The sequence below is a fragment of the Microbacterium foliorum genome (genome assembly GCF_006385575.1).
Lineage (GTDB): Bacteria > Actinomycetota > Actinomycetes > Actinomycetales > Microbacteriaceae > Microbacterium > Microbacterium foliorum_B.
This window is the reverse complement of the sequence record NZ_CP041040.1, coordinates 1779436-1801980: the sequence shown is the minus strand read 5'-3', so window position 1 is coordinate 1801980 and position 22545 is coordinate 1779436. Positions and strand designations below refer to the sequence as shown.

Here is a 22545-nt window from a genome sequence, read left to right as displayed (position 1 = left end):
TATTGGCTCAGCGGATCTGGCGTCGCGGATTGGAGCACCTGGCATGAGTGTTCTCGTAGAGCGCGAAGGCCGGGTAGAACGTCTACCCCATCTCTCGCCTTAGGGGCAAAGACGGGGATCGGCCTTCCGGCCTCGATAACCCCTGCCGCGGTCCACGCGAGAGTCCGAAGCAGGCGCGCCTATGGTTCGCATGCCCTGATGTCCCAGATCAGCGGTTCAAGCCTTCGGTCACGAGTCGTTTCTCGTTGCTGTGCACCCGAGTGCCACTATCCGGCTCCTGTACAAGTCCTAGCCGCGCGCCTCACTGCCGTCAGGGTTGCTTGGTGTGGTGACGCGTGACGCGTCGGGTTCGCGGAAGTCATCTGCTCGAGTAGGTTGAGCAGCATGGATAGGGTGTGGGCAATCGAGCAGCTGGAGTCGTTCATCCGCGCGTCCACGGTCCTGAGCGACCATGGGCGCGGCAAACGGCCGACCTACCGCGGAGACATGGAGTATCCACAGGGTGGTCCTGGTGGTCTCATTGAGCGAACTCTCGTCGCCGAAAAGATCCTGAATCTGGCGACACCCGGCTGGCGGCCTGGTGTCGTGACAACGAGCCTCGACGTATTGCGCCCAACTCGCGACGCAGCACAGCGTGCGATTGTCGAGCTGCGACTGGGTGAGGAACTCCGCGAGCGTCTTGACGATGCGGCAGGCCCTCGGCTTATTGGGCCGGCGCTACATCCCTGGGTTTGGGATTCCGCGCGCTCGCTGTGGCAGTCGGGACATTACCGCGAGGCCGTCCGCGCCGCGTCGGTCGGTGTCAACGCCCGGGCACAGCAGAAGCTCGGACGCCGTGACGTAGCTGAAACTGAGCTTTTCCGACAAGCGTTCACGAACGACGCGCCGACGTTGGGCGCCGCGCGGCTCCGCCCGCACGGCGACGACGATGGCAAGACGGCCCGCAGCTTTCGCCGCGGAATCATGGCCTTCGCCGAGGGTTGCTACGCGAGCATCCGCAACCCCGTCTCTCACGACGAGGGCGAACTGCACGAACAGACCGCGCTTGAACAACTCGCCGCGTTCAGCGTTCTCGCCCGATGGGTCGACGATGCATCTGTCGTCGCACGTTGACACGCCGACATTTGTCGACGGACGTCGCCTGAACCGTGCGCCGGCTCTGGTGAGCGCCGGTGTCACCAGGGAGGAGTCCAGCTCTCGCGCTTGACGAGATCATCGAACGGCATCGTGAAGGATTGCTCTAGGTCGCCGCCCTTCTCGAGGTCGGTGATGCGCGAGCCCATCACCTCGAGTGCGGAAATCTGGCTTTCGGGCCACGCCAGGTCGCGCCGGATTTCAAGAAGCAGGTCGGCCGCAAGCCGCATGATGATTGGGGCAGGCGGGCTCGTGGTGGAAGCACGGCGGAACCTGTAAAAGGCCGTTGCGACCCTGTCGGATCCCCAGATCATGACGAAGTTCTGGAAGTTGAGCATGACGGGCTCCATCGTGGCCACAGTCTCTGCCTGGCGGGACGGGACGAGCATGTTGCCCAACGCTTCGACGAACGGTATGTAGACCTCCCCTCGGCGTTGAGCAGTTCGCTCCTCGAGCGCCAGGAGCCTCGCCGCCTTGCCCTCGGCCAGCCGGGCGCGCGAGGCGAAGCGCGCAGCTGAGATCGCGGCGATGATGCTCGCTGCGGCGGGGAGGCCGATAGTTAGCAGCTGCAACCAAAGCGGGGCATCAGACATGAGCGGCACGCTATCGCATCGGTGAAGTGTTTCGGAGCTGAGGGTGGGGCAATGAGGTCGAAGGGCTGACTGATTCTTAGAGGAGATTCGCCGTCGGCCGTTCGGCTTCGCTCGGCGATTTCGCCCGCAGCCGTCAGCGACCGTCGACTACGGAGAAGAACATCATGCTGGGAGCAGAGGCTCCTCGCAAGTATCCGCCTGGCGTTGCCGCCACTCGCTGAAGGAGATCTACGGGCTCTTGGGTGATGACTTCGCCGGGAACTCGATCTGCAGGAGGGACTTACCGTGGCTGACGCGCGTATCGCCTTCACTCAGTTCGCTGCCGGGAGCGACAAGTCCGTCAACCTCGCCGCAATCAGGGCAGCGGTCGCGGATGCCGCAGGATCCGCTGACCTCGTCGTCTTCCCCGAGAACTCTATGTTCACCGTAGCCACTGCCGGCGAGCCATGGCTGGACGCCGCGGAACCACTGGATGGCGCCTTCGTCGCCGAACTGCGGGCACTCGCTCAAGAGCACGGAGTGACAATCGTCGCGGGCATGACCGAAAGGACCGACGACACCCGTGGCCGGGTGGCGAACACCACCGTCGTAGTTTCACCGGCCGGCGATCTCATCGGCGTCTACCGCAAGGCGCACCTGTATGACGCTTTCGGATTCCGCGAGTCCGACTACACCGTGCCAGCGGACCGGCAGCCGTTCTCCTTCGACCTCGATGGCGTGCAGATCGGGCTTATGACCTGCTACGACATCCGCTTCCCGGAAAGTGCACGTCTGCTCGCCGACGCGGGGGTGGACGTCATCGTCATCCCGGCCGCATGGGCAGCGGTCCCTGGAAAGGAAGCGCAATGGCGGGTCCTCGCGCAGGCACGGGCAACCGAGAACGTCTGCTACGTCGTGGCCGTCTCCCAGACCGGTCCGATCAGTGCCGGACACAGTGTCGCCGTGGACCCGCTAGGCACCGTCATCGCTGCTGCGACCGAGCAACAGTCAACGACAGTGGTCGCCGTCGCTACCGAGCGCGTCGCGGAAGCGCGAGTCAAGAACCCCAGTCTTTGGAACAGGCGCCTCGGCGTGCACGTGCCAGACGAGGTTCGCTGACTGACCGCACGTTGGTGAAGCGATGCGTCGCTTCACCAACGTGCTCGTTCGGCGGACTTCCCGGTCGCGTGGCTATTCGCGGGAGAACAACTCGGCGGGAAGCTGCGCACCCGTCATCCGACCTCCTCGTGCAGAGAGGCCAGCGATGTCCTCCGGCACGAATCGAACGTCATCTGGGTGTACGAAGAGGAACCTGTGGGCGTGGGTCGCCGTCGTCGCATTGAAGACCCCAGCCATTTCTGGATCAACGTTCAAGTCGTCGAACTTGCCGTCCAACACCGCGTCGACCAGTCCTCGAACTTCCCCCGGTTTCGGTCGATACATCGCAAGGCCGAGGGTGCGGGAGATCGGGTGAAGCAGCGCGAAAGCGTTCTCTACTCCCAGTCCTTCCGTCTGCTCAACGCCAGGTTGGGACAGCGGCACGATGGGCTCATCGGATGTGAAAAGTGACGGCTCGTCGAAGCGAGTCAGCACCCACGGGCGACCCGCGATGAACGGCCGCAACTTCGGAAGAAGCGTGGTGATCTGATGGATATGGACGGCTGCGCTGACCTGATCTGGAACAGGTCCCCCGACGATCTGAGGCGATGGAGCACCCTGAAGCGCCATCACCTCAGCGAAACGCGCGGGGTCCTCCTCTCGTAACCGCACGAGGATCGCGTCGATCACCGAACTGATCTGGGCGCGGTGCGGTTGACCACGGAGAAACTGCAGCGTGAGGAAATCCGCCATGAGCATCCGGCGATCCGGCGGCAGAGGCCACCGACCGTCCTCGATGTCTCGGTACACCGCGGACACGGCCGTCTCCGATTGACCGAGTGCACGTTCGAAGTACATCGCGTCTTCAGGGTGATCCGCGACCTTGTAGAAGTTGCTTTCCGCTGAGGCGTTGATCTTGTTCAAGCCGTGTTGGCGGCCGGTTTGCACGTTCACCGCTGCAAGAATCCCGTCGTTCGAGAAACGTTCAAGGTAGAACTGAGGCACGGTATGGTGACGTTTGGGCCGGTCGGGCATCGGCTGACCTCTTGTGGTGGGCTTCGATTTTCTGGCGGGACCATGCTACGCGTCGAGCCCGCTCTCCTGAGGCATAGAGACCGTAACGGTGTTACCTGCGGACGTCGCTAACGGGGTCTTCTAGATCGGCGTGTGCGGGCCGATGCGAACGAAGCAACTACTCGGCTGACACGCAGCACGATTCGCGACGGCTCGGCTGCACGAGACCTCAAGGGCTGAATTGAGGGGGCGTAGCCTCGTCGCCACGAACTCCACGATCACGTATCGTGTCGTGCCTCCCTGACAGCTCCCTCGAGGCGGCCGGTATTAGGGGCCGACGATCTCAGCCCGTGGGTCCGACCCGCCATCGGTCACGGTTCAGCCTCGGAGTCGCGGGTGGGGGACAGGATCCGACCGCTGCGCAACGCTGACAGCGCGTCTCGAACCGAGTCAAGTCGCCGCCGGTGGTTTCGCGCCGGCCAATAGTGTGGTCGCATGGCAGACGACAACTCGAACTCGGTCGACTCGGTTGCCGGCGACTCGACCGACTACTTTGAACTGTTCACCAGATTCCGCGAACGCGCGGACGCTTCACCAGAGTTCGGCATTCTGGCGAAGGTGACGTCGATGATGCTCACCCGGGATGGGGCAGATCGGGCAAGGTTTCAGCCGCTCGGTGAGTTCGCCGGTGCCTCCACCTTCACGACAGCTCACATCACTCGCGAAGAGATCACGCTCCTCAAATCGGTGAAGACCGCCAACGTCGCAGTGACTGCACGAGTGCATGACGTGCTGTGGGAGTTCACCGAGGGGAAAGAGCGCATTGAACATGTGCACGTCGCCATTGACGCGTACCTGGAGCTCGCATCCATCGTCGACTGGCGCAATGCGGATGACTTCCTCCACAGAGCACTGGAGCTATCAACGAGGTTCCAAGGCTCGGATAAGGGAGAGCGGATAGCCCGCGTGCGCGCGGTCGCGCGCGCGTCGCTCGACGCAGGTGCGTCGTCGCCCGGGGAACTTCTTACCCTCTGCGAGCTGCTCAGAGTGTCTCGACCATCATCCGACGACCGTGACGTAGTGGTAGTCAACATCAACACAGCGCGGCGAGATGCGACCGCTGCGCGGGAACACGGCCTTGAACGAAACCTAATTCGAGAGTTGCAGCTGTGGGAGGAGAATGACGACTCGAAGCAAGACCTCACCGCGGAAGTCGCGGACCTGTGGGTGGCCGAGGCTGATGCGAGACTTGAGGCGCCCGCCCGCAGCGCGTTTGTCGCGGCCTCCTTCCTCGAATCCGCGGTTCAAGTCCTGCGCTCAATCCCTCGGAAGCATCGAGAGCGCTTGAGCGTCGAACGTCGTATCGCGGAGCTACGCTCTCGAATCGCAGAACTTGGCGAAGAGGCCGTTGACGCGATGACGGAATTCACGTCTCCGGAACTGTCGCTCGCCGAGTATGCGGAAGCTGCCCGCCGTGCTGTGACCGGCGTCGGTGCAGGCGAGGCACTGCTCCGTCTCGCGCAGGTCGCGAGCCTGACGACGGAGGCCGCCGAACGCGAACTTGCGGAACAGATTCTCGATAGCACCCTCATGCTGATGCTCCCCACCACCAGCCTCACGCACGATGGGCGCGTCGCGGACAAGGCCACGGCTGAGGAAGCTGTCGAACGCCAGATGGGAGAGCTCGCGCACACCCGCCGTAGTATCGCTGTCCTGGGTCAGATTCTCCCAGCGCTGCGCATAGCCCGAGCAGAGCACTCGTTGAGTAAGAGCGACTTCGTTCAGCTGGCGTTCGATTCTGCCATCGTTCCGTCCGGGCAGGAGCAACTGTTTGCCTCGGGACTGTACGCCGGTTGGAATATGGATCTCGACGCTGCCGTACACATCCTTGTCCCTCGGATGGAAGCGTTGGTTCGGCACCACCTGAAAGGTGCCGGGGTTCTCACCACCCATCTCGACCGCGATGGCATTGACGACGAGATCGCCCTGCCAGCGCTGCTCGACAAGCCCGAAGCCGCCGACGTGTTCGGGGCGGACCTCATCTACGAACTGCGAACTGTGTTCGCCGGCCGTTTCGGTGCGAACCTTCGGCACAATGTTGCACATGGTCTCGTTGTAGATTCGATGCGCGGTTCGGTCGTGGGGCTGTACTCCTGGTGGCTGATGCTACGAATCGTCACCGTGCCATTCTGGAGCCGAGACAGCGCTAGCGAATAGCCCGCGCGAAACGCTCATTTCGCTAGGGTCTGATTTGCTCACGAACTCCAGGACCAGGCAACGTGACGGGCGCCCCGCAGCGCCTCCTCAAGCTGCCCGTCGTAGAGGAGCGTAATGTTGCGAGGCGGGTTCTCCTCGGGCAATGCGACGTTCAACCACTGCGCCCACGTCCATCTGCTCGCGGTCCCGGTCTCGAGGACGCGGAGAACCTCCTGTAACCCCTCGACGATGTTCCCATCCTGGAGCTGAAACGATGGGAACAGGTAGACGTCGTCGGACGTGTGCAGCATGAGGAGCCGTAGGTCGCCTCCGGCTTCCACGACCTCGGTCTCCGTGCGCTCGAGGGTGCGGGCCATACTCGCCACCGTGTGACAGGGACCAACGATCCGGGCCCAGGGGTTTGGCTCGTCGTCGGTCAAGGCTTCTCCTCAGGATTTCGGGTGTGGCGCCGGCGGACGTCTTCGATGAGTTCCTCGAGTGTGCGGCGTCCGTTAATGTAGTCTCTTGCGTCCCGCAGGGCCTCGCGAGAGGGTCTGACCCCGTCCAACGTTGCATCGTGTAGCGACTCGGCAACATTGCGGATCCGCCAGTCGCGGTCGATGTCGGCTCGCTCAGTCATGCCGCGAATGATGGCAAGACTCGGCGTCGTCATCTTCAGCGTGGTCATGTCGAGGATCGCGAGGTTCCCCTCGTGTCCATCTCGCCCGAGGCTGGCGACGCGTCGGCCGTCCTCGGTCTTCCCTCCGGCTGCGACATGCATGTGCCCATGAGCGAGCAGCTCGGGGCGCACCGCGTCCCACACTTCGGCGATACGAGCACGCGACGCCGCGGACGCCTCCAGCGCGGTTTTCGGGAAGCGGTGAGGATTCGTGCGCAGGATCTCGCGGACCGGACGGACGGGCGTGCCAGCGGGGCCCTCGTGTGTGAGCATCAGGTCTGCCGGGCCGCCTGCGATGGCTGCGGCAATGCTTTCATCGGAGACAGCCTCATCCGGAAACCAAGTCAGTCCTTCAATGCGCGACTGACGGTCGACGGATGCGGCTCCGCCCAGGGACAGCACCCGACGGCCGCCGATGGTCAAGCGCGCCGGTCGCGGGAGGAACCAGGTGAGCCTCGAAACCCGTACGGCTTGACCGGGATGCGCGTCGAGGAGCGGGGTGATCTGGTCGAACTGTTCATGGTTGCCCACGGTGACGAGGATGCGGTCGATGTCGGTCTCGGCAAAGACCTCGTCCATCTCTGCCGCCGGCATCGCCCAGTCGCCGAGGTGCAGTAGTGTCTTCACGTCGGATGCGAGGTAGGGGAGCACCCGTGCAATCGTGCGTGCCCATCCCACGTTGCCGTGCCAGTCGCCGCATACCGCGACCCGCTGGTCCGGCAACGCTATAGACGACGCTTGTTCGAGAGCTCTCATCGTGCCCTCGCTGCCTGTCGCGCCCGAGATCGCTCGCGAAACGTCGGACCCACGCGCAGGCTACGTTCCACCCCCGGATCCCAGCTGATCCAGCCACCTCGCTTCCACTGGATCGCCACGTGCAGACGGAAGGCATGGTGAATCGTCGCTCGAACGGGGTAGGTCAGCCCTAGAGGCCATCCGGGGTGCAAGGGTTCGTCCTGGAACAGGTTGGCGAAGAGCTCCGAGAACGTCGGCCCCCGTCCGGTGCGACGCCGTACCCGCGCGATGAATATTGCGGCGGCAAGCCCCAGTTCATCCGCGCGTTCTTCATCGGTGAGCGCTTCGAACGCCGCAATCCAAGCGTCGGGAGCATCGACCTCCGTGGCACTCCACCAGATCGGTCGGGGATCAGTCACTGCTACTCAACAATCGGGGTCGACCTGAACGGGACCTACGCATCGAGGCGACCCGGAGCCGACGCGCAGCGGCACACGTGCAGGTCGAGACGCGGTTGCGTCTGTCGATGAAGTGAATGTTTCGTATGGCTAGGCCCAATTATGTCACATAGACAAAACCATGACCCATAGCTTTCTCGGAAGGCTTGATATGTGGGTAGGCAAGCAACGAGCGAGGACCTCGCGTGGCGTGATTTCGCCTTGGCGCTGGGACTACAGATCCGCCGCTTGCGCGAAGCGAAAGGGTTTTCCCAGGAGGCGGTTGCCTATCGAGCGGGCCTGTCTCGACTGACGTACCTACGCTACGAGAAGGGCGAAGCGCAGTCTGGGGCACCGGCCAATCCGAGCCTGCGTACTCTGCTGGCGTTGTCGCAGGTCTTCGATGTCGAGCTGTGCGACTTGGTTCCGTCGGGTCCACCGGATCTCACTCTTCGGTAGTAGAGGCTCCCGGATTGGAGCCGTGGTTGGACCGTCTTCCACCCGGTAAAAACGCGCAGCCCGGCTCCAACTGTTTCGTTCAACGCCGCAAAACGCGGCGATGCCTCCACTGTTCGATGCTCCTGCTGGTTGCCCGATGCACCCGCTAAAGTCGTTGACTTCGCCGACGACCAACTGGTCTCCTCAACCGCGATGGTAGGGGAGTGGTGCGATGATTGTGGACGTCGTCAACTGATCCGAACTCGACCGTGTAGTAGCGACCTCAGCGACTGATTCCGATGTGAGGAGCAGTTGCGGCTGAGACAACGCTTCCAATGCCTCGATCACGTCGACCACGGGAAAACCGCGCCTATCGACGAGATACCGGGCCACCTCGCGCTGCGCAGGGCGGGGGAGAGCCACTTCGCGCGGCATCTGAACGTCTGCATCCAAGACGGCTTGCACGACCTCCCACGCCATATAGAACACCTCCATGAAAGAGCCGTCGTACGGCACAGGGCAGACAATCAGGTTGCGTGATTCATCCTTTCGGACGGCGTCGCTCACACCCTGTCTTGTAGGAACGACCCCGACGCGCAGGCCTCGCGCAGGCTCGAGCGTGGTTTCGTTGATCTTGACCGTTGTGCCGACCCACCTGTCAAGGTCGGGCGCACCGAGAAAGAGATCCGCTTTCCAAAGCCCGCTGATGCTCTGCGGAAGGGCCTGTCGAGTCGCTTGGCTTCGAAATGCGGCTGCGATGGAATTCACGTGTCCCTTGAGCTTCACCGGCCGGCCCCGCGATCCGGACATCAAGATGGAGTCTTCTGTCAACTCCTCAAGCGCGGTGTCGATGAGTTGCTGCGCGCCCGTCTTCTCGGCGCCGAACAGGATTGAGCCGACCATCTCGCCAGAAACGTTGCAAAGGGCAAGCGCATCTGCGACTCGCTCGACCACGGGTGGGTCGCAGCGCGTCATCGCATCGTGGACCGCGTACTCGAAGCAGATGCCGCAGTCTCCATCCCCTGGTCTCCGGAGCCGTGGAAGCATGAAGAGCTTGAGACCGTCTCGTCCGCCAGCCTCTGCGACGACCTGTCCCTTGAGCGCCCACAAGATCCCCGTGAGAATCGGGCGCACTACCGCAGTGATGGCCGATACCTCGTCCGCTACCGGGTTGACCTGTGTTTCGGATCTCAGCTCCATGGCAAGAGCGTATTGCGTGCGGCGAGCCCTCGCGGCGGAGTGAAACGGAGTTTCACCTGAGCGACGCATCGATTCTGGTGCGCAGCCGAACTCGTACTTGATTCGACTTCATCGAGAAGTGGATGTTGGCCAAGCGAGGGCACCCGGGCTTCTCCTTGCTAGACAACACGCGGGAGTGTCTCGGGCGGATCGCTCCTATCTCCGTCGATACCCATGGTCATCAGAGAACTGGCGAGCCTTGGTCATCCACACAAGCGCTCGGATACGTCGCAATTTCAATCACAATAGAGGGTGGCTAACCCTCGTGCATGCTCACAGCCCGACTGGCTACTCAAGCTTGAGAACCGGGTAGTGGCCCATGATGTTGCCGCTGCGAGCAGCATGGGCAGCCATGATCTGAGTCGAGTACCCTAGCAGCGCTCCAAGGGTGGCGGCGTCGAGTTCTTTCGTCAGATCGAAGAGCGTCGCGTTGCGAGTTGCCAGCGGTTGGATGCTAAAGATCTTGAGACGGTTCCACAGCGTGTTCGCGCTGATATGTTGCCCAGATTTCGTAGAGGGGAAGAGCCAGGGCGAGTCCTTATTCATGGAGCGACTGCGGGCGCCGTTGTTCAGGTGCTCATTCACAAGGGGGATGAGAAGTTCAGGAACAGGGGCTGGTTGGCTTCCGAGGCTGATGGTCATTCCGTCGAGCGTTGACCTGATGGAGTCCGCGGGCAGGGCGACGATGCGGCCGATGGGCGTGCCGTAAAGCAGGAATATGACGGCAGCCAATCGGGTGCCGGGGATGACGTTCTTCGACTCGATCACCAGACGGATTGCATCCAGTCGTTCTTGAGCGGTGACCATCGGGCTGGACTCTGCTGTCCGAGCTCTTGCTGTGAGTGGCCGGTTTCGTCCGGTCAGTTTCCGTTGCTGAAGGAATGCTCTAACATGTTTCCTTGTGGAAGGCCCTTCCGACCAGTAAAGGTCGATTTGCTCCTGCTTGAGGTCGTCAACCTTGGTGTGCTGCTCCTCGTCTAGCCAGGCGAGGAACTTGCCGGCTTCCGTTATCTCCTGCTTCGCGGTGCGCGTTGCGTAGTCCATGTTCTTAGGTGCCGGGTCGGCGCGGAGCCTTCGCAGGTGGTGCCAGCGCCCAAACTGTTCGAGGGGCTGATGAATATGCGGCCGGTCCTGAAACTTGCTGAGTTTGATGTCGAGCCAGGGGAGGAACCGCGCAAGGTGGATGTCTCCGCGGTCAGGGAGAATGTGATGGTGCGTCAGCATCTCACGTAGATGCTCGACGGCTGGCGAAGGCGGCAGAGCGTCGAAGGCCGCGTGGTCCAGTTTGAGCGAACGGTCTCCGAGCATGCCGAGAAGATGCTGCGCTGCAGGCAAGCGCATCCAGGTGATTGTGCTGCGCGGTCGACTTGTCGTGGCGAGTTCCCGGATCAGACGATGAAGTCGGAGGTCGGGGGGAATGTTGGGCTTAAGAATTGAGGTGAGGTCTTCGGTAACTATGCATTGCGCGCATTGCCCGCGGCGGAGACGTTCGGCTTCTCTGCCGCAGCTGTCGCAGGTGAGGTTTGTGTGAATGCCAGCGCACTCCCGGCAGATCTCTTCACCGGACGGCGAGCGACCCGGCAGCATTCGTTCCCCGGCACAGTGAGCACAAACGCCGTAAGTGTTGACTGCGACGGTGAAGCAAGCGCCGCAGATTGCGCCGTCGGGCCAGCGGACACGGATCTTCGGGACGAAGTTCTCACATCGGTCGCATAGAAGGGTTCCGGTGCTGCGCGGACGGCCGCGTTTCCGCGGCTCAATCATCGTCCTCAGCTTTGGTAATTCGAGCTCGAATCGGGCGGCATGCCTCGATGAGAGGGATCTCTGCAGCGGCCCCGGCGACCTTCTTCGGGCGCTGGGCGCGAGCGTCGGTCGCGGTGTAGGTGACCAGATCGTTGACTTCAACCCTGAAGATGTCGGCGAGCGCGACGAGAACCTTGAATGCGATCCGTTCGGGGTCTTGTGCGACGATTCGGTAGATCTGTGACTCTGAGAGGGTGATCCCTCGATCCCGGAGCGGCTCGACTAAGTCGCGGCTGTTGCGCATCCCCATCCGCGCCATCAGTTCACGAACGTGCCAGTGATACTCCACTTCGCGTCTCATCGGGACTCCTTCGTGTTGGGGGAGGGGAACACAGCTCTGCTGCGCTCGAGTGTCGTGGACAGAACTCTGCCGAGTTCGCGAGATCGGTAGTCAGGCGACGCGATGGTATAGATTCCGGTGGTCGACGCGTTTTCGTGTCCCAACTGCATTTGAACGAAGCTCACGTCGAAACCAAGCTCGGTCTGCAGGTTTGTTGCGTATGACCTGCGAAGAGAATGAATGTCGAGACCCGCTGGGAAACCTAGTTCGTCGAGAAGCCCGTGGAATTTGCGGCGGAGTGCGGCGTTGTCGACCATGGTTCCGTTGTCTGTTGGGAACAGGGGAGAGGCGCGGTGTCCGCCGAATCGCGGCAGGCCGACCCGAGACCAGTGGTCGAGCACGTCGACTGACCAGTCGAACACTGTCAGGACCGTGCGCTGTTTGGGCGCTGAGCCCTTCTTCGCTTTTCCATGGCGAACGCGTAGTAGGCCCCATTCGCCGAACGCGGGGGTCCTGATGTGGTGGGCGAAGTCTGCCGGGATGAGGTGACGGGCTTCATTGAACCGGAGACCCCAGGCATAGATCGTTTTGAACATGACCGCGTCGCGCCAGGCGGCAAGAGCGCCCTTACGTCCGGAGTTCAGTATCCGCTCCGGTTCGAGATCCGCCAGGTCGAAGAAGTCCTGCAGCTCTCGGGTACTGAAGGGGCGTTTGGTTGCCTCACCTGTTTCATCCGAGTGAGTCGACCGGTTGTACTCCGTGATGACTTGGGAAATGACTGTGCCGAAGAGCTGCCCGCAGCGCTCGTTCCAGTCGTAGGCAGGCGATCCGGCAAACTCGAGGAACAACTTGACGTCCGTCTGGTAGGCCCGGACGGTGTTGTGTGAGAGGTTCTCAACGCCGCGCAGATGAGAGAAGAAGTCATCAGCGTCGGCCGGTAGCCACTGCCACGGGTGTTTGCCCACGAATGAGGCCATTCGCATCACCGACCGCGTGCGCCGCTTGGCGGTCTCGAGGCTGAAATTCTGCGCGAGCTGCTGACGCTTCCAGCCGTTTAGAACTTCGCTGAGGAACTCATCGGGATCGGCTGCAGACACCACGGTCGGAAGATAGGTTACCTGCCCCAGCTTGTCCTTCACGCGTCCATCCTCACGTCTGCAAATATTGCAGACAAACTGCAAAGAATGCAAGGCATAGCCGCGAAAGGCCAGGTCGAGCGGCGAATCCCTCGGCCGTGAAGACGCTCAGCGGCGTTCACCCCGCGAGGTGTGATCCCGCGATCAAATCCCAGTTCAGGAGGAAATAGTCGGAATGAACTACTCGCGTACCGGGGAGGACTATCTGCAAAACATGCCTATCATCCTCTTACTGTCTGACATAATGTGCATTATCGGCGTTAGATCTGCCTGAGTTGCATTGGATGCAAGAACTCAGGACGCCAGAAGATGAACAAGAAAACCCGGTTCAGAGCGGAAAAGCTCTAGCTTCAATCTGACTCGTCAACACTATCTCCTTGCGTTGAAACGCCTGTCGGGCGTAGTTTGCTTGCATTGGATGCAAGTTTCTACGATTGGATGCAAGATGGATTGGTTCGCTTCTCCAACGATTCCGCGCAGCGTGAGCCCTGAGGCAACCCCCAAGGCGCGCTCCGATCAGGCGGTTTTCCAAGGAATGATCAATTGCTGGGGGCATAGCTCGCTGAGATCCGGGGTCAACAGATCGGCCGCCGCACGTCAAGTCCGCACACCGCTCGCTGTTCACAGAACCATGAAGACGTACCCGTGGCATTGGGCGCAGAGTGCAATTACTGAGATCTACCAGAGTGCTCGATCGACCGGATTGCAGGCACGCGTGATACAAGCTGAGATCCACAATCTCACGCGATTCTGGCAGTATCTGTCGACGCCGTCTACCCGATGGATTGCATACTGCGAATCATCTTTGGCGCCACTCCCCTCCGTCAACTTCACAGCGATTTCCGCGGCTGTGAGGTCGGCCGATGCCTGAAGAAATGAAAGGACGCGTACCGCGACAGTTTCGTGACGCGTCAATCTCGCTATTTCGTGCTGACGAACGAGTGTTTGAAGGCATGGTTGAAGGTTGGCGGACACAGATGCTCGCTCGAGGGCTCACCGTGGAGACCATCAAGGGAAAGGTATCGACGATACGCAGATTCCAACAGCACGCTGGCGCGTTCCCGTGGCAATGGGGACCGGCGGACGTCGAACAGTACTTTGCCGAGGCTCGTGGGCGGGCGGAGAAGCCGTTGTCAGTACGTACTCTCAGACAGTACAGCGGCTCCATCGGAATGTTCTGCAGCTTCGTAACCAACCCGGCGTACGGCTGGGCTGAGTACTGCGAGTCGACCTTCGGAGACGTTCCCTCGCAGATCATCTTCGAGTGGAACTCTCCCCGCCATACCGCTGACGATGACGTGGCAACGTCGAATCGTGCGCTCACGCATGACGAACTGCAGATTCTCTTTGACTACATTGATGACCTAGTCGATCGCGAACGAGCGGCAGGTTCGAAGAGATGGCGCAGCCTGTTGCGGGACTCGATGGCCTTCAAGCTCTGCTACGCATATGGTCTGCGCAGACGCGAGTTGGCGATGCTGGAGCTAGCCGACTTTGGGCCGAACCCGTACATATCGGATTATGGGGTCTTTGGTGCGCTGACTGTTCGGTGGGGCAAGGGAACCGAAGGTTCGGGCCCGCGGCGGCGGACAGTCTTGACGGTCCCGAAGTTCGAGTGGGCGGTTCCTCTTATGAAGACGTGGCTCGCTCCCGGCCGGCGGAATGAGTTCCCGACGTCAGAGGGCAGTCCGGCACTATGGCCAAGTGAACGTCAAGCACGGGTGGGGTTGAGCACCTTCGGCAACTCCTTCAGTCGTTTGCGGGAGGAGGCCGGACTACCGCAGAACCTTGGACTGCACTGCCTGCGTCACTCATACATCACTCATCTACTTGAAGCTGGGTACGATCCGGCATTTGTGCAGGTGCAAGTCGGACACAAGAATGCGTCGACGACTGGCCTCTACACTCACGTATCATCGAGTTTCCGTCAGAAAGAGGTGCAGCGGATGCTGACCAAGCGAGCCGCGCAACTCACGTCAGGTACTCCCCGGGATGGCACAGATGATCGAGCAGCGCCGCATTGGATATAACTGGAACCTCCGCCAGATCATGGCACAACGAAACCTGTGGAAGAGTTCGGATCTGATGCCACTGTTGAAGGCACGCGGAATCAACCTCTCCGAGTCGCAAGTGTGGAGACTGGTGACGGGCACCCCCGAGAAATTCACTGGGCGAACGCTCGCGGCACTGTGCGACATCCTTGAATGCGGCGTCGGCGATCTCTTCGAACCATATGTAGAGATGAAAGCAGCACGAACCGCAACCGCTCCGCGAGCCGGTGAAAAGCCGCCTTCTCCAGCAGGCGGCCCATCCCTGACTCACCGTATCCGTCTCGTAGAGGATGATGATGGCCAGACCTAGATCACCCGAGGATCCGGCCGCGTACCCGGAACCATGTTCTCGCTGCGGCGAGCACCGACAACTTGCCAATCGCTGGCCGGATGGAAGCGTCTGCCACTTGTGTCGGCGAAAGGCGTTCCGGACCCGCGGCACATGCGCCCAATGTGGCCACGAGGGCATTCTGCCTGGCGTGAGCGTCGATGGGGCGACGTGCCGAACATGTTCCGGCATTAGGTTGAACGTCGACTGCCGTTCTTGCGGTGCAGAAGATGAGCTGTACTCCAACAATCGGTGCTGGAGGTGCGCGCTAGGAGCTCTAGTAGATGAGGCCCTCACAAGCGCCGACACCGGCGAGATTTCGGCTCAGCTCGTGCCGCTCGCCGACGCTCTCAAATCGATGAAGCGAGCCAACAGCGGGTTGACATGGATCAGGCAGGCTCATGTACAGGACTTCCTGGCTCGCCTCGCCGCAACGGAGCACGTCACGCATGAGCAAATAGACGAGCTGCCTTCCTCGCCAACCCGCGAGCACGTTCGTGGCCTCCTGGTGGTTCATGGAGCACTCCCCCAGCGAGACTCGTATCTCGCCACTTTCAACGACTGGCTGGGTGATCTACCCGCGAGGCTGTCCAATTCCGAACACCGCAATGTTCTTGACCGATATATCCGGTGGGATCACTTGCGGAAGATGCACGCGAACGCACCCGTAACGCGAGGAATGTTTCTTCGCAGCAAGCAGACCCTTACAGTCGCCGTGGACTTCCTGAACTGGATCACAGACGAGGGCCTCGACCTCGCCGGGCTAGCGCAGGACGACATCGATGTTTGGGCGAGCGGAGGACCTACAACCCGGCTGCTGGCCGAGAGGTTCCTGAATTGGGCACGGAAGAACCGGTTGGTCGAGACTGACCTCAAGATGCCGAGGCATAAGCGAGGTACGGCGCCTCGGCTAGGCATTCTCGAGCAGCAGAGCGCCAGTGAGCGACTGCTGGATCCCTCATCGATGGATCCGCGAGATCGAGCTGCTGGGGTGTTGATTCTTGTGTTTGGCCAACAGCTGGAGCATCTGGTTCGGTTGAAGTGGGAAGACGTCATCGTCCGCCAGGACGCTGTAGTGATCGAGTTCGGTGGCGAGCCGATGACGATCCCCGAGCCGTTTGATGAGGTATGGAGAACGCTGTACGCGAATCCGACGAACAATCAGACTGCAGCCCACCCCTCGGGAGATCTGGTCTTCCCCGGATACAGACCTGGTAAGCCCCTGAACCCCGGGTACCTCGGTGACAGGATAAAGGTCATGCTTCAGGCGCGAGCGGCTCGCTTGGGCGCACTGAATGAGCTGACCAAGCTCGCCCCGATGGTCATCGTCGCGAAAGCTCTCGGGTACTCTGCGACAACTCTGGAGAACCATGCGCGCGACGCCGGTGCGACCTACGCTCGCTACCTTGGCGTGGTAAAAAGTCTGGCGAAAGACGCGACGTTGGGTATCCGGGTGCATGACCTCTAGACCCGCTACTGCCTTGAGGGACTCCCCTACCGCGCGTCAGCGACGTCGCAGATCCGGGATGGAACCAGGAAGCAGGTCGGCGAGCGGGATCTCGAAAACCTGTGCGATGGCCAGAACAGCGCGAAGCGAGGGGTTGGACGGACTCCCCCGACGAGATTCGCCCTGTTCGTACTGCCGATAGATGAATCTGCTCAGATTGGCGCGGTGAGCGACATCCTCCTGGCTGAGACCTGCATCGTGGCGGACCTGACGAAGCCGTACCGCGAACTCACGAGCGAAGTCGTCCCAATCTGATTTCCGGACCTCGGCCTCATCGTGCACAGTTCTAGCGTTTCGATAATGAGTGCCTGGTATGGGCTTACACGTATGCCATAATTTCGTTGGCCATACGAAACAATCGACTTCCACCGGATCTGTTCCACTCTGCACGTGTGCTGCCCGCCCTTCGGACACCGCGGTCGCACCGCAGGGCAGGCCCCACGCGTGCGACCGCGATTGTGACGGTGATCGTGGCGAACATGCCCTGGACAGCTTGGTGGCGAGGGGGGAGCTATCCCCCACCCGCAGCGTGGAGCTACGCGTTCGAAGAGTTCACTAGCGAGGAGCCAGCAGACGAATGGGCTTTGGCGGCAGCGATCTTCATCGCTCAGTACCGTCGTCGCCACGCACAGGGACCAACCTTTCGAGAGCTTTTCGAGCACTTACTTCCCGATACGGGTGGAGTTCCGTCTCGCCTTCCTACCGATTGGGACGCGTTGGACCGGCGTCGCCGAAGCAACGACTTCCGTCGGCATGTAGCGATCGAGTGGCGTCGGCGCGGATACATCGGCTACGACAAGCAAGTAACGCGTAGTCTTAGAGTTGGCCCGCGCTTTCGCGAGCAGTCTCGCGCGCTCAACGCGCGACCCCGCGAGAGCGACAACGCGTCAGGCGATGCGAGCTCAGTCTCGGAGACAGACGCGTCGGAGGACTCCCTGAGCGCGGTCGAAGCCCGCGCTCTACTGCGCGTCGCGCCAGCGTCGTTGCGTAGACTCACTCGTCGCGGCTATCTGCACGTTGTCGAGTGCGACTCGGAGTGGCGATACCCGTCCTGGCAGTTCGCGGGGCGACCACGATTCGCTGTGGTACCGGGAATCGGCATCGTCGCCCCCGCCATTCCGAAGGATTGGTCGCCGGCCACGATCAACTCGTTCATGATGACTCCGCGCCGCGAACTCGCGGACGATGGCGGCTCAGTCTCTCCCGTCGACTGGTTGATGCGAGGGAGTGATCCACACCAGATCGCCGAGTTTCTCGAGACTTCGGAGGTGGAGGGTGAATAGCGGCCCACAGGAGCGTGAGCCCTCCTCGCGCCGTAAGGGAGAGAGCACTCCTGGTGATCACGACGCAGTCACGCAGGAGGAGCTCGATTCAGTTCTCGAGGCGTTCAGACGGCTCGTGCAAGCGGCAGCAGATTCCGGGCGTGATTGGAAACTTGTCGACGCACTCCTCCGCACGATGATCGAATTTGTGCTGCAGACCGAAGGCGATCTGTTCATTTCGACAAAGACGCCGGCCCCTGAAACGAGCACAACCAGCAATGTAACCGCGCCTCCAGTTGACTCGCCGGCTGAACCGAGACTCCGGCTTCGTCCCGAGTACCGGCTACGACTCGAGGCAGTCATCGATTCGTGGAGCGACGACGAAACTGCTGACTTTCTCATGATCGGCGCCCGCCAGGTCCGGCGGCGCGCTCAGCAGGGCACCCTCTACTACTTTGTCGTGAACCGGAAACGTCGTTATCCTGCGTGGCAGTTTGACAGATTCTGCGGCGTGCTCAAGGGCGTCGCGGAGCTCGGGAGGGCACTCCCAGAATCGTGGTCGGCTGAGCATGTGTACGCATTCATGACGACTCGCAGCCCTGCGCTAGAGCTAGTCACCCCGGCGCAGTGGTTGCTCCTGAAGAGGGATCCGAACTCGATTGTCGCGGCGATCGCAGACGCCTGCAAAACGTGATCGCCTTACGCGACGAGCATCAAGCCATGACTTCCGGTTCTCTCTGCACCGAATCAGGCAATCCGCTCCGGATGTCGACGCTCTCTCCTGCACTCATCCCTGTCTCCTGTCTCCGTCGTGCAAGCGCTCCACATCAGGGAGCGACCACTGCTTCTGCATGACCTCGGCGCCCACGCCGTAGAAGCGGAACATCAGCTCGAATGACGCTGACGCACCGGTTCTGATCGTGTTGGCGTCCCGCCCGCTTTCCGCGTCCGGCCCGAAGTAGACGTCGACGGTGCCGTCGTCATTTACCGCGAGTCCCGGGGTCTGCGACGACACCGAGTACTTGTCGTTACCGCGGATGAACGTGTGGTCGTCGCCGTCGTACATCGTCACGGACCAGTACTGCGACACAGGGACGTTGGCGGGCACACGGAGACGGTACCCACGCGACGAATCGAACAGCTCGCCGTCGCCGTCACGCACGTCGACGAGGTAGAACTGTCCGATTCCGAGGCGCTTCAGGCCGATGAAGGCCATGTGATAGATCACGCCACGGTCGGTGTACGGGTACACCTCCCCATCGGAGAAGTTGTCGCCCTGGCCACGGACGAAGTCCGTTCCGGCCGGGAAGAACCAGTTGCTGCCGCCAGTGAACGGCGGCTCATTCTCATACGCATGCCGGAGGAACTCGTGCGCTTCCTGCACCGCACCTTCCAGAAGCGACACCTGCTCCGGCGACGGGGCGAACACCTCCCCCCGTCGGATTCCAAGGAACGCGAGCATCTCGGCGAAGGGGCGATCTCTGTCCAGCCACGGCTCCGCTTGGACCACACGATCCAGCGCTTCCCAGAAGCGGAGGTCGTATGTGATCCGGGTGTCAACCAGCTGACCGGCAAGGTCACGTCGCGGCGTCTCCGGTGGAGCGGAGGCGTCGGACAACGGGTAGATGCGGATCCGATTGCAGTACTCCAGACCGGCCGTGAGCGACTCCTGAGTCGATTCCGGCAGCACCGAACGCAAGAGCGCATACACGCGCCTGGTGTCGGACCGGAGCACCGTATATCCGTTGGGAACCTCGTCCTCATACCCAGGCGGAACGATGAGATAGCGCGCACCTGCGCCGGCGTCCGCGCCGAACCGACCGACGTCCTCCAAGGGCACCTGCCAGACGTTGCAGACACTGCCATTCAGAACGTGTTCGTCTGTCCCCGCAGGAATATCCAGCACGATGGGCCCGTCCGTACCCGGATCCATGAACGCCATGTAGTAGATGAGGTCCGGGTTCGGCGTCAACGTCTGGTTACGCCAATCCAACAGCGTCGACCAGTACAGGAACCCGGCGTCACCGGCCGGATCCATCGTGGAGCGCATCAGCTCGTAGTTCACCACCGGTATGCCCCACACGGCCGCCTCGACAGCGCGGCGATGGTACGCGCGCGCTGCGATGTCACGCTGGGCGTCCTTGTGTCCTGCGTTCATCGGTCACTCCTCGATTGATCCCAGATGCGGCCCCGCAATACTGCCGACATTAGAACCCGTTCAATGAATCGTCAACGAAACTCCTCGGTTGTTCGCTCCGCGGGGCCGAGGGCCATGGTGCGTCTCAAGCGTTCTCCCTTATACGGAATCCTTGGTGCGGGGCGGCTGCAAACCCGCCGCAGAAGCGGAAACGTACAGGTGCCGTCCAAGCCCGCTTCTCAAGGTCGTTAACGCGCCCAGGGGAAAGTTCGAGCCATGCCTATCTAGTGCGTGGCGAGCGATCAAGCTATCGGCGCAAACCCCACCTGCGCGGCGTGGCTCAGTTTCTGTCGCCCGCACGGTCCAGCAGCAGTCGATGCAAGTCGCTCTACGCCAGCCCGAGCACGTGACCGATAGGAGCGTTTCGGACGCGGCAATGGCATGAGCGAACCAGAGCCATCGCTGTCACCTGCGATTCGCGCGCCCCCTCGGCTCACACCCTCCTATGTACTCTGGCCCAGCCAACAGCGCGAGCGGCTGCTGGTCGAACCCTCTCCCGAGTCAAGGCGTCACGATGTTGAACGACGGATCCCCCGCCGTGAGAACAGACGCGAGTGTCCCAAACGTGGTTTTATCGCCAGAGATCTCCACCCCGGGCCCGTCTGTGTCCCCTGCTACGAGGGCGAGCAGACGCGGCTTCGTCAATGAGAGCGTTGCGTGCGCAGATGACGCTTCTGCTGCCTTCTCGAGGTACACCAGCACTCCATTGCGGAGCGTCACGCGGAAGTTTCGGCCCTCGTCTGTCAATGTGAAGTCGAGCGCGAGATCGAAATCCCAAGCGCGGGGTCCATCCACCGAGATGGCGACGGAATCGAACAGCTGCTCCGCGGTCAGCTGCGCAAGGATCTCAGGTGCGCTGGTCGTCGTAGGCGTTCCGAAATTGCCCGTTCGCAGTTCTGTCGCTCCCGACATGAAGAAGTTCCGCCACGTGCCGTTCTCGGCTCCGTACGCGAGCTGCTCGAGCGTCGCAGCGTAGAGTTCTCGAACAGCTGCATTCTCAGGCTCCGTGAAGATCGCGTGATCGAGCAGCGTCGCTGCCCAGCGGAAGTCTCCCGCGTCGAACGCCTCTCTGGCCGCAGCGGTGATGCGATCGAGTCCCCCGGCGAGTTGCACATAGCGTTCGCTGAGGGATTTGGGCGGGTGGGGCCAGAGCCGGGCTGGGTTGCCGTCGAACCAACCCATATACCGCTGATAGATCGCCTTGACATTGTGGCTGACACTCCCGTAGTAGCCCCGCGCGTGCCAAGAATTCTCAAGAATCGGAGGTAGCTGGATCTCCTCGGCGATCTCGGCGCCCGTCATGCCCTGGTTGAGCATCCGGAGTGTCTGGTCATGGAGGTAGGCATAGAGGTCCCGCTGGAGACTGAGGAACTCCACGATCTCGGCATTGCCCCATGTCGGCCAGTGGTGCGAGGTGAACAGGACGTCGGCGCTGTCGCCGTAGCGATCGATCGCCTCGGTCAGGTACTCAGACCAAACATGCGGATCGCGAACGAGAGCGCCACGCAGAGTCAACAGGTTGTGCAGAGTGTGAGTGGCGTTCTCCGCCATGCACAGGGCCCGGTACTTCGGGAAGAGGAAGTGCATTTCGGCCGGCGCCTCAGTGCCGGGTGCCATCTGAAACTCAATATCCAGTCCATCCACGGTGTGCGTCTCGCCCGTGCGAGCGATCTGGACCGTCGGCGGGATAATTCCCGGCCTTCCAGTCGACGTGGTCTGTCCGAGACCTGCCCCGACTGCTCCCTCAGGACCGCGCTCGAGCGCTGCGCCATACATGTATCCGGCGCGGCGGGCCATGGCCGTTCCCGCGTAGACGTTCTCGGCTACTGCTTCCGCGACCGTTCCCTCGGGTGCGATGATCTGCACAGCGCCGGATTCGACCTCTTCTTTCGAGACGATTCCGAGGACGCCGCCGAAGTGGTCGATGTGGCTGTGCGTGAAGACGACCGCGACCACCGGCCGCTCTCCACGGTGCTCTCGGTACAGGTCGAGGGCTGCTTTGGCGGTTTCTTTCGAGATGAGCGGATCGATCACGATCACCCCGGTTTCCGATTCGATGAAGCTCACGTTCGAGAGGTCGAGCCCGCGCGCCTGATAGACACCTTCCACGACCTCGAACAGTCCGTGCTTCGAGACAAGCCTCGACTGACGCCACAAGCTCGGGTTGACCGTGTCGGGAGCATCACCAGTGATGAAGTCGTAGCTGTCCGCATCCCACACCACGTTGCCCTGCTCGTCGTGGACAACGGCAGGGGTGATTGTGCCGAGGAATCCACGGTCGGCCGCTTCGAAATCACGCGTGTCGTGAAACGGCAGTGTCTCTTTCAGTGATTGCTGCTGCTTCCTGATCGCGTCCGTCGCACCGTTGTGCACCATCGTCGCCTCCTGAGGGTCGCGCCCCGTGCATCGCGCGGGGTCGTCTGATCCACTTTCTCGGCG

19 protein-coding genes are annotated in these 22545 nt (G+C 61.7%); 8 read left to right on the top strand and 11 right to left on the bottom strand.

Annotation, left to right across the window (positions count from 1 at the left end):
• The first annotated feature begins 384 nt into the window (after positions 1 to 384).
• Positions 385 to 1113 carry a TIGR02391 family protein gene (locus FIV50_RS08615; protein WP_140037085.1) on the top strand — a complete coding sequence of 243 codons (729 nt, stop codon included), beginning with the start codon at positions 385 to 387 and terminating at the stop codon, positions 1111 to 1113.
• Positions 1114 to 1175: 62 nt separating this feature from the next.
• On the opposite strand, the gene FIV50_RS08610 is transcribed toward FIV50_RS08615, so the two are convergent.
• Complete coding sequence (locus FIV50_RS08610) at positions 1176 to 1727, bottom strand: hypothetical protein (protein ID WP_140037084.1); 552 nt, start codon at positions 1725 to 1727, stop codon at positions 1176 to 1178.
• Positions 1728 to 2012: 285 nt separating this feature from the next.
• Here FIV50_RS08610 and FIV50_RS08605 point away from each other — a divergent pair, with 285 nt between their 5' ends.
• Complete coding sequence (locus FIV50_RS08605) at positions 2013 to 2825, top strand: carbon-nitrogen hydrolase family protein (RefSeq protein ID WP_140037083.1); 813 nt, start codon at positions 2013 to 2015, stop codon at positions 2823 to 2825.
• Positions 2826 to 2897: 72 nt separating this feature from the next.
• Here FIV50_RS08605 and FIV50_RS08600 read toward each other — a convergent pair whose 3' ends face one another.
• A complete protein-coding gene (locus FIV50_RS08600) occupies positions 2898 to 3839 on the bottom strand; it encodes a DUF4238 domain-containing protein (protein ID WP_140037082.1) in 942 nt (313 codons plus the stop codon).
• Between the two features lie 474 nt (positions 3840 to 4313).
• On the opposite strand from FIV50_RS08600, the gene FIV50_RS08595 reads away from it, so the two are divergent.
• Entirely contained in the window at positions 4314 to 6035 is a 1722-nt protein-coding gene (locus FIV50_RS08595; RefSeq protein WP_140037081.1) for a DUF4209 domain-containing protein, read from the top strand.
• 38 nt (positions 6036 to 6073) lie between these two features.
• On the opposite strand, the gene FIV50_RS08590 is transcribed toward FIV50_RS08595, so the two are convergent.
• Together FIV50_RS08590 and FIV50_RS08585 are read right to left on the bottom strand one after the other, a co-directional pair.
• Positions 6074 to 6454: a hypothetical protein gene (locus tag FIV50_RS08590; protein ID WP_140037080.1), complete on the bottom strand. Its 381-nt coding sequence runs from the start codon at positions 6452 to 6454 to the stop codon at positions 6074 to 6076.
• The gene (locus tag FIV50_RS08585; RefSeq protein WP_140037079.1) at positions 6451 to 7449 is read right to left on the bottom strand and encodes a metallophosphoesterase; all 999 of its coding nucleotides are present in this window, start codon (positions 7447 to 7449) and stop codon (positions 6451 to 6453) included. The genes FIV50_RS08590 and FIV50_RS08585 overlap by 4 nt, the downstream gene beginning before the upstream one ends.
• A 590-nt stretch (positions 7450 to 8039) precedes the next feature.
• Here FIV50_RS08585 and FIV50_RS08575 point away from each other — a divergent pair.
• Entirely contained in the window at positions 8040 to 8324 is a 285-nt protein-coding gene (locus tag FIV50_RS08575) for a helix-turn-helix transcriptional regulator (RefSeq protein ID WP_140037077.1), read from the top strand.
• A gap of 183 nt (positions 8325 to 8507) precedes the next feature.
• Here the strand turns inward: FIV50_RS08575 and FIV50_RS08570 are convergent, their stop codons facing one another.
• The 4 genes from FIV50_RS08570 to FIV50_RS08555 form a co-directional block, all read right to left on the bottom strand.
• A complete protein-coding gene (locus FIV50_RS08570; RefSeq protein WP_140037076.1) occupies positions 8508 to 9503 on the bottom strand; it encodes a hypothetical protein in 996 nt (331 codons plus the stop codon).
• Positions 9504 to 9830: 327 nt separating this feature from the next.
• Positions 9831 to 10883 carry a hypothetical protein gene (locus tag FIV50_RS08565; protein WP_140037075.1) on the bottom strand — a complete coding sequence of 351 codons (1053 nt, stop codon included), beginning with the start codon at positions 10881 to 10883 and terminating at the stop codon, positions 9831 to 9833.
• A gap of 415 nt (positions 10884 to 11298) precedes the next feature.
• On the bottom strand, positions 11299 to 11646 hold the full coding sequence (locus tag FIV50_RS08560; protein WP_140037074.1) for a helix-turn-helix domain-containing protein: 348 nt from the start codon (positions 11644 to 11646) through the stop codon (positions 11299 to 11301).
• Positions 11643 to 12764 carry a tyrosine-type recombinase/integrase gene (locus FIV50_RS08555; RefSeq protein WP_140037073.1) on the bottom strand — a complete coding sequence of 374 codons (1122 nt, stop codon included), beginning with the start codon at positions 12762 to 12764 and terminating at the stop codon, positions 11643 to 11645. Before FIV50_RS08555 ends, FIV50_RS08560 begins: the two co-directional genes overlap by 4 nt.
• An 860-nt stretch (positions 12765 to 13624) precedes the next feature.
• Here FIV50_RS08555 and FIV50_RS08550 point away from each other — a divergent pair.
• From FIV50_RS08550 to FIV50_RS08540, 3 genes are all read left to right on the top strand, one after another.
• Positions 13625 to 14791 (top strand): tyrosine-type recombinase/integrase, encoded by a 1167-nt coding sequence (locus FIV50_RS08550; RefSeq protein ID WP_140037072.1) that lies wholly within the window; start codon positions 13625 to 13627, stop codon positions 14789 to 14791.
• A complete protein-coding gene (locus FIV50_RS08545) occupies positions 14763 to 15122 on the top strand; it encodes a helix-turn-helix domain-containing protein (protein WP_140037071.1) in 360 nt (119 codons plus the stop codon). The genes FIV50_RS08550 and FIV50_RS08545 overlap by 29 nt, the downstream gene beginning before the upstream one ends.
• A 349-nt stretch (positions 15123 to 15471) precedes the next feature.
• Positions 15472 to 16608: a Fis family transcriptional regulator gene (locus tag FIV50_RS08540; protein WP_258184485.1), complete on the top strand. Its 1137-nt coding sequence runs from the start codon at positions 15472 to 15474 to the stop codon at positions 16606 to 16608.
• A 36-nt stretch (positions 16609 to 16644) separates the two neighbouring features.
• On the opposite strand, the gene FIV50_RS08535 is transcribed toward FIV50_RS08540, so the two are convergent.
• Positions 16645 to 16929: a helix-turn-helix domain-containing protein gene (locus FIV50_RS08535; protein ID WP_140037069.1), complete on the bottom strand. Its 285-nt coding sequence runs from the start codon at positions 16927 to 16929 to the stop codon at positions 16645 to 16647.
• A gap of 945 nt (positions 16930 to 17874) precedes the next feature.
• On the opposite strand from FIV50_RS08535, the gene FIV50_RS08530 reads away from it, so the two are divergent.
• Complete coding sequence (locus tag FIV50_RS08530; RefSeq protein WP_140037068.1) at positions 17875 to 18603, top strand: hypothetical protein; 729 nt, start codon at positions 17875 to 17877, stop codon at positions 18601 to 18603.
• Between the two features lie 93 nt (positions 18604 to 18696).
• On the opposite strand, the gene FIV50_RS08525 is transcribed toward FIV50_RS08530, so the two are convergent.
• The gene (locus FIV50_RS08525; protein ID WP_140037067.1) at positions 18697 to 20067 is read right to left on the bottom strand and encodes a DUF1214 domain-containing protein; all 1371 of its coding nucleotides are present in this window, start codon (positions 20065 to 20067) and stop codon (positions 18697 to 18699) included.
• A gap of 540 nt (positions 20068 to 20607) precedes the next feature.
• Positions 20608 to 22482: an alkyl/aryl-sulfatase gene (locus FIV50_RS08520; protein ID WP_140037066.1), complete on the bottom strand. Its 1875-nt coding sequence runs from the start codon at positions 22480 to 22482 to the stop codon at positions 20608 to 20610.
• Positions 22483 to 22545: the final 63 nt, after the last annotated feature.

Excerpts from the sequence above, each read along its gene's own strand:
- FIV50_RS08610 (WP_140037084.1), bottom strand. The coding sequence starts at position 1,727 with ATGTCTGATGCCCCGCTTTGGTTGCAGCTGCTAACTATCGGCCTCCCC.
- FIV50_RS08545 (WP_140037071.1), top strand. The coding sequence starts at position 14,763 with ATGATCGAGCAGCGCCGCATTGGATATAACTGGAACCTCCGCCAGATC.
- FIV50_RS08520 (WP_140037066.1), bottom strand. The coding sequence starts at position 22,482 with ATGGTGCACAACGGTGCGACGGACGCGATCAGGAAGCAGCAGCAATCA.
- FIV50_RS08560 (WP_140037074.1), bottom strand. The coding sequence starts at position 11,646 with ATGAGACGCGAAGTGGAGTATCACTGGCACGTTCGTGAACTGATGGCG.
- FIV50_RS08595 (WP_140037081.1), top strand. The coding sequence starts at position 4,314 with ATGGCAGACGACAACTCGAACTCGGTCGACTCGGTTGCCGGCGACTCG.
- FIV50_RS08525 (WP_140037067.1), bottom strand. The coding sequence starts at position 20,067 with ATGAACGCAGGACACAAGGACGCCCAGCGTGACATCGCAGCGCGCGCG.
- FIV50_RS08615 (WP_140037085.1), top strand. The coding sequence starts at position 385 with ATGGATAGGGTGTGGGCAATCGAGCAGCTGGAGTCGTTCATCCGCGCG.
- FIV50_RS08600 (WP_140037082.1), bottom strand. The coding sequence starts at position 3,839 with ATGCCCGACCGGCCCAAACGTCACCATACCGTGCCTCAGTTCTACCTT.
- FIV50_RS08585 (WP_140037079.1), bottom strand. The coding sequence starts at position 7,449 with ATGAGAGCTCTCGAACAAGCGTCGTCTATAGCGTTGCCGGACCAGCGG.
- FIV50_RS08570 (WP_140037076.1), bottom strand. The coding sequence starts at position 9,503 with ATGGAGCTGAGATCCGAAACACAGGTCAACCCGGTAGCGGACGAGGTA.
- FIV50_RS08550 (WP_140037072.1), top strand. The coding sequence starts at position 13,625 with ATGCCTGAAGAAATGAAAGGACGCGTACCGCGACAGTTTCGTGACGCG.
- FIV50_RS08565 (WP_140037075.1), bottom strand. The coding sequence starts at position 10,883 with ATGCGCTTGCCTGCAGCGCAGCATCTTCTCGGCATGCTCGGAGACCGT.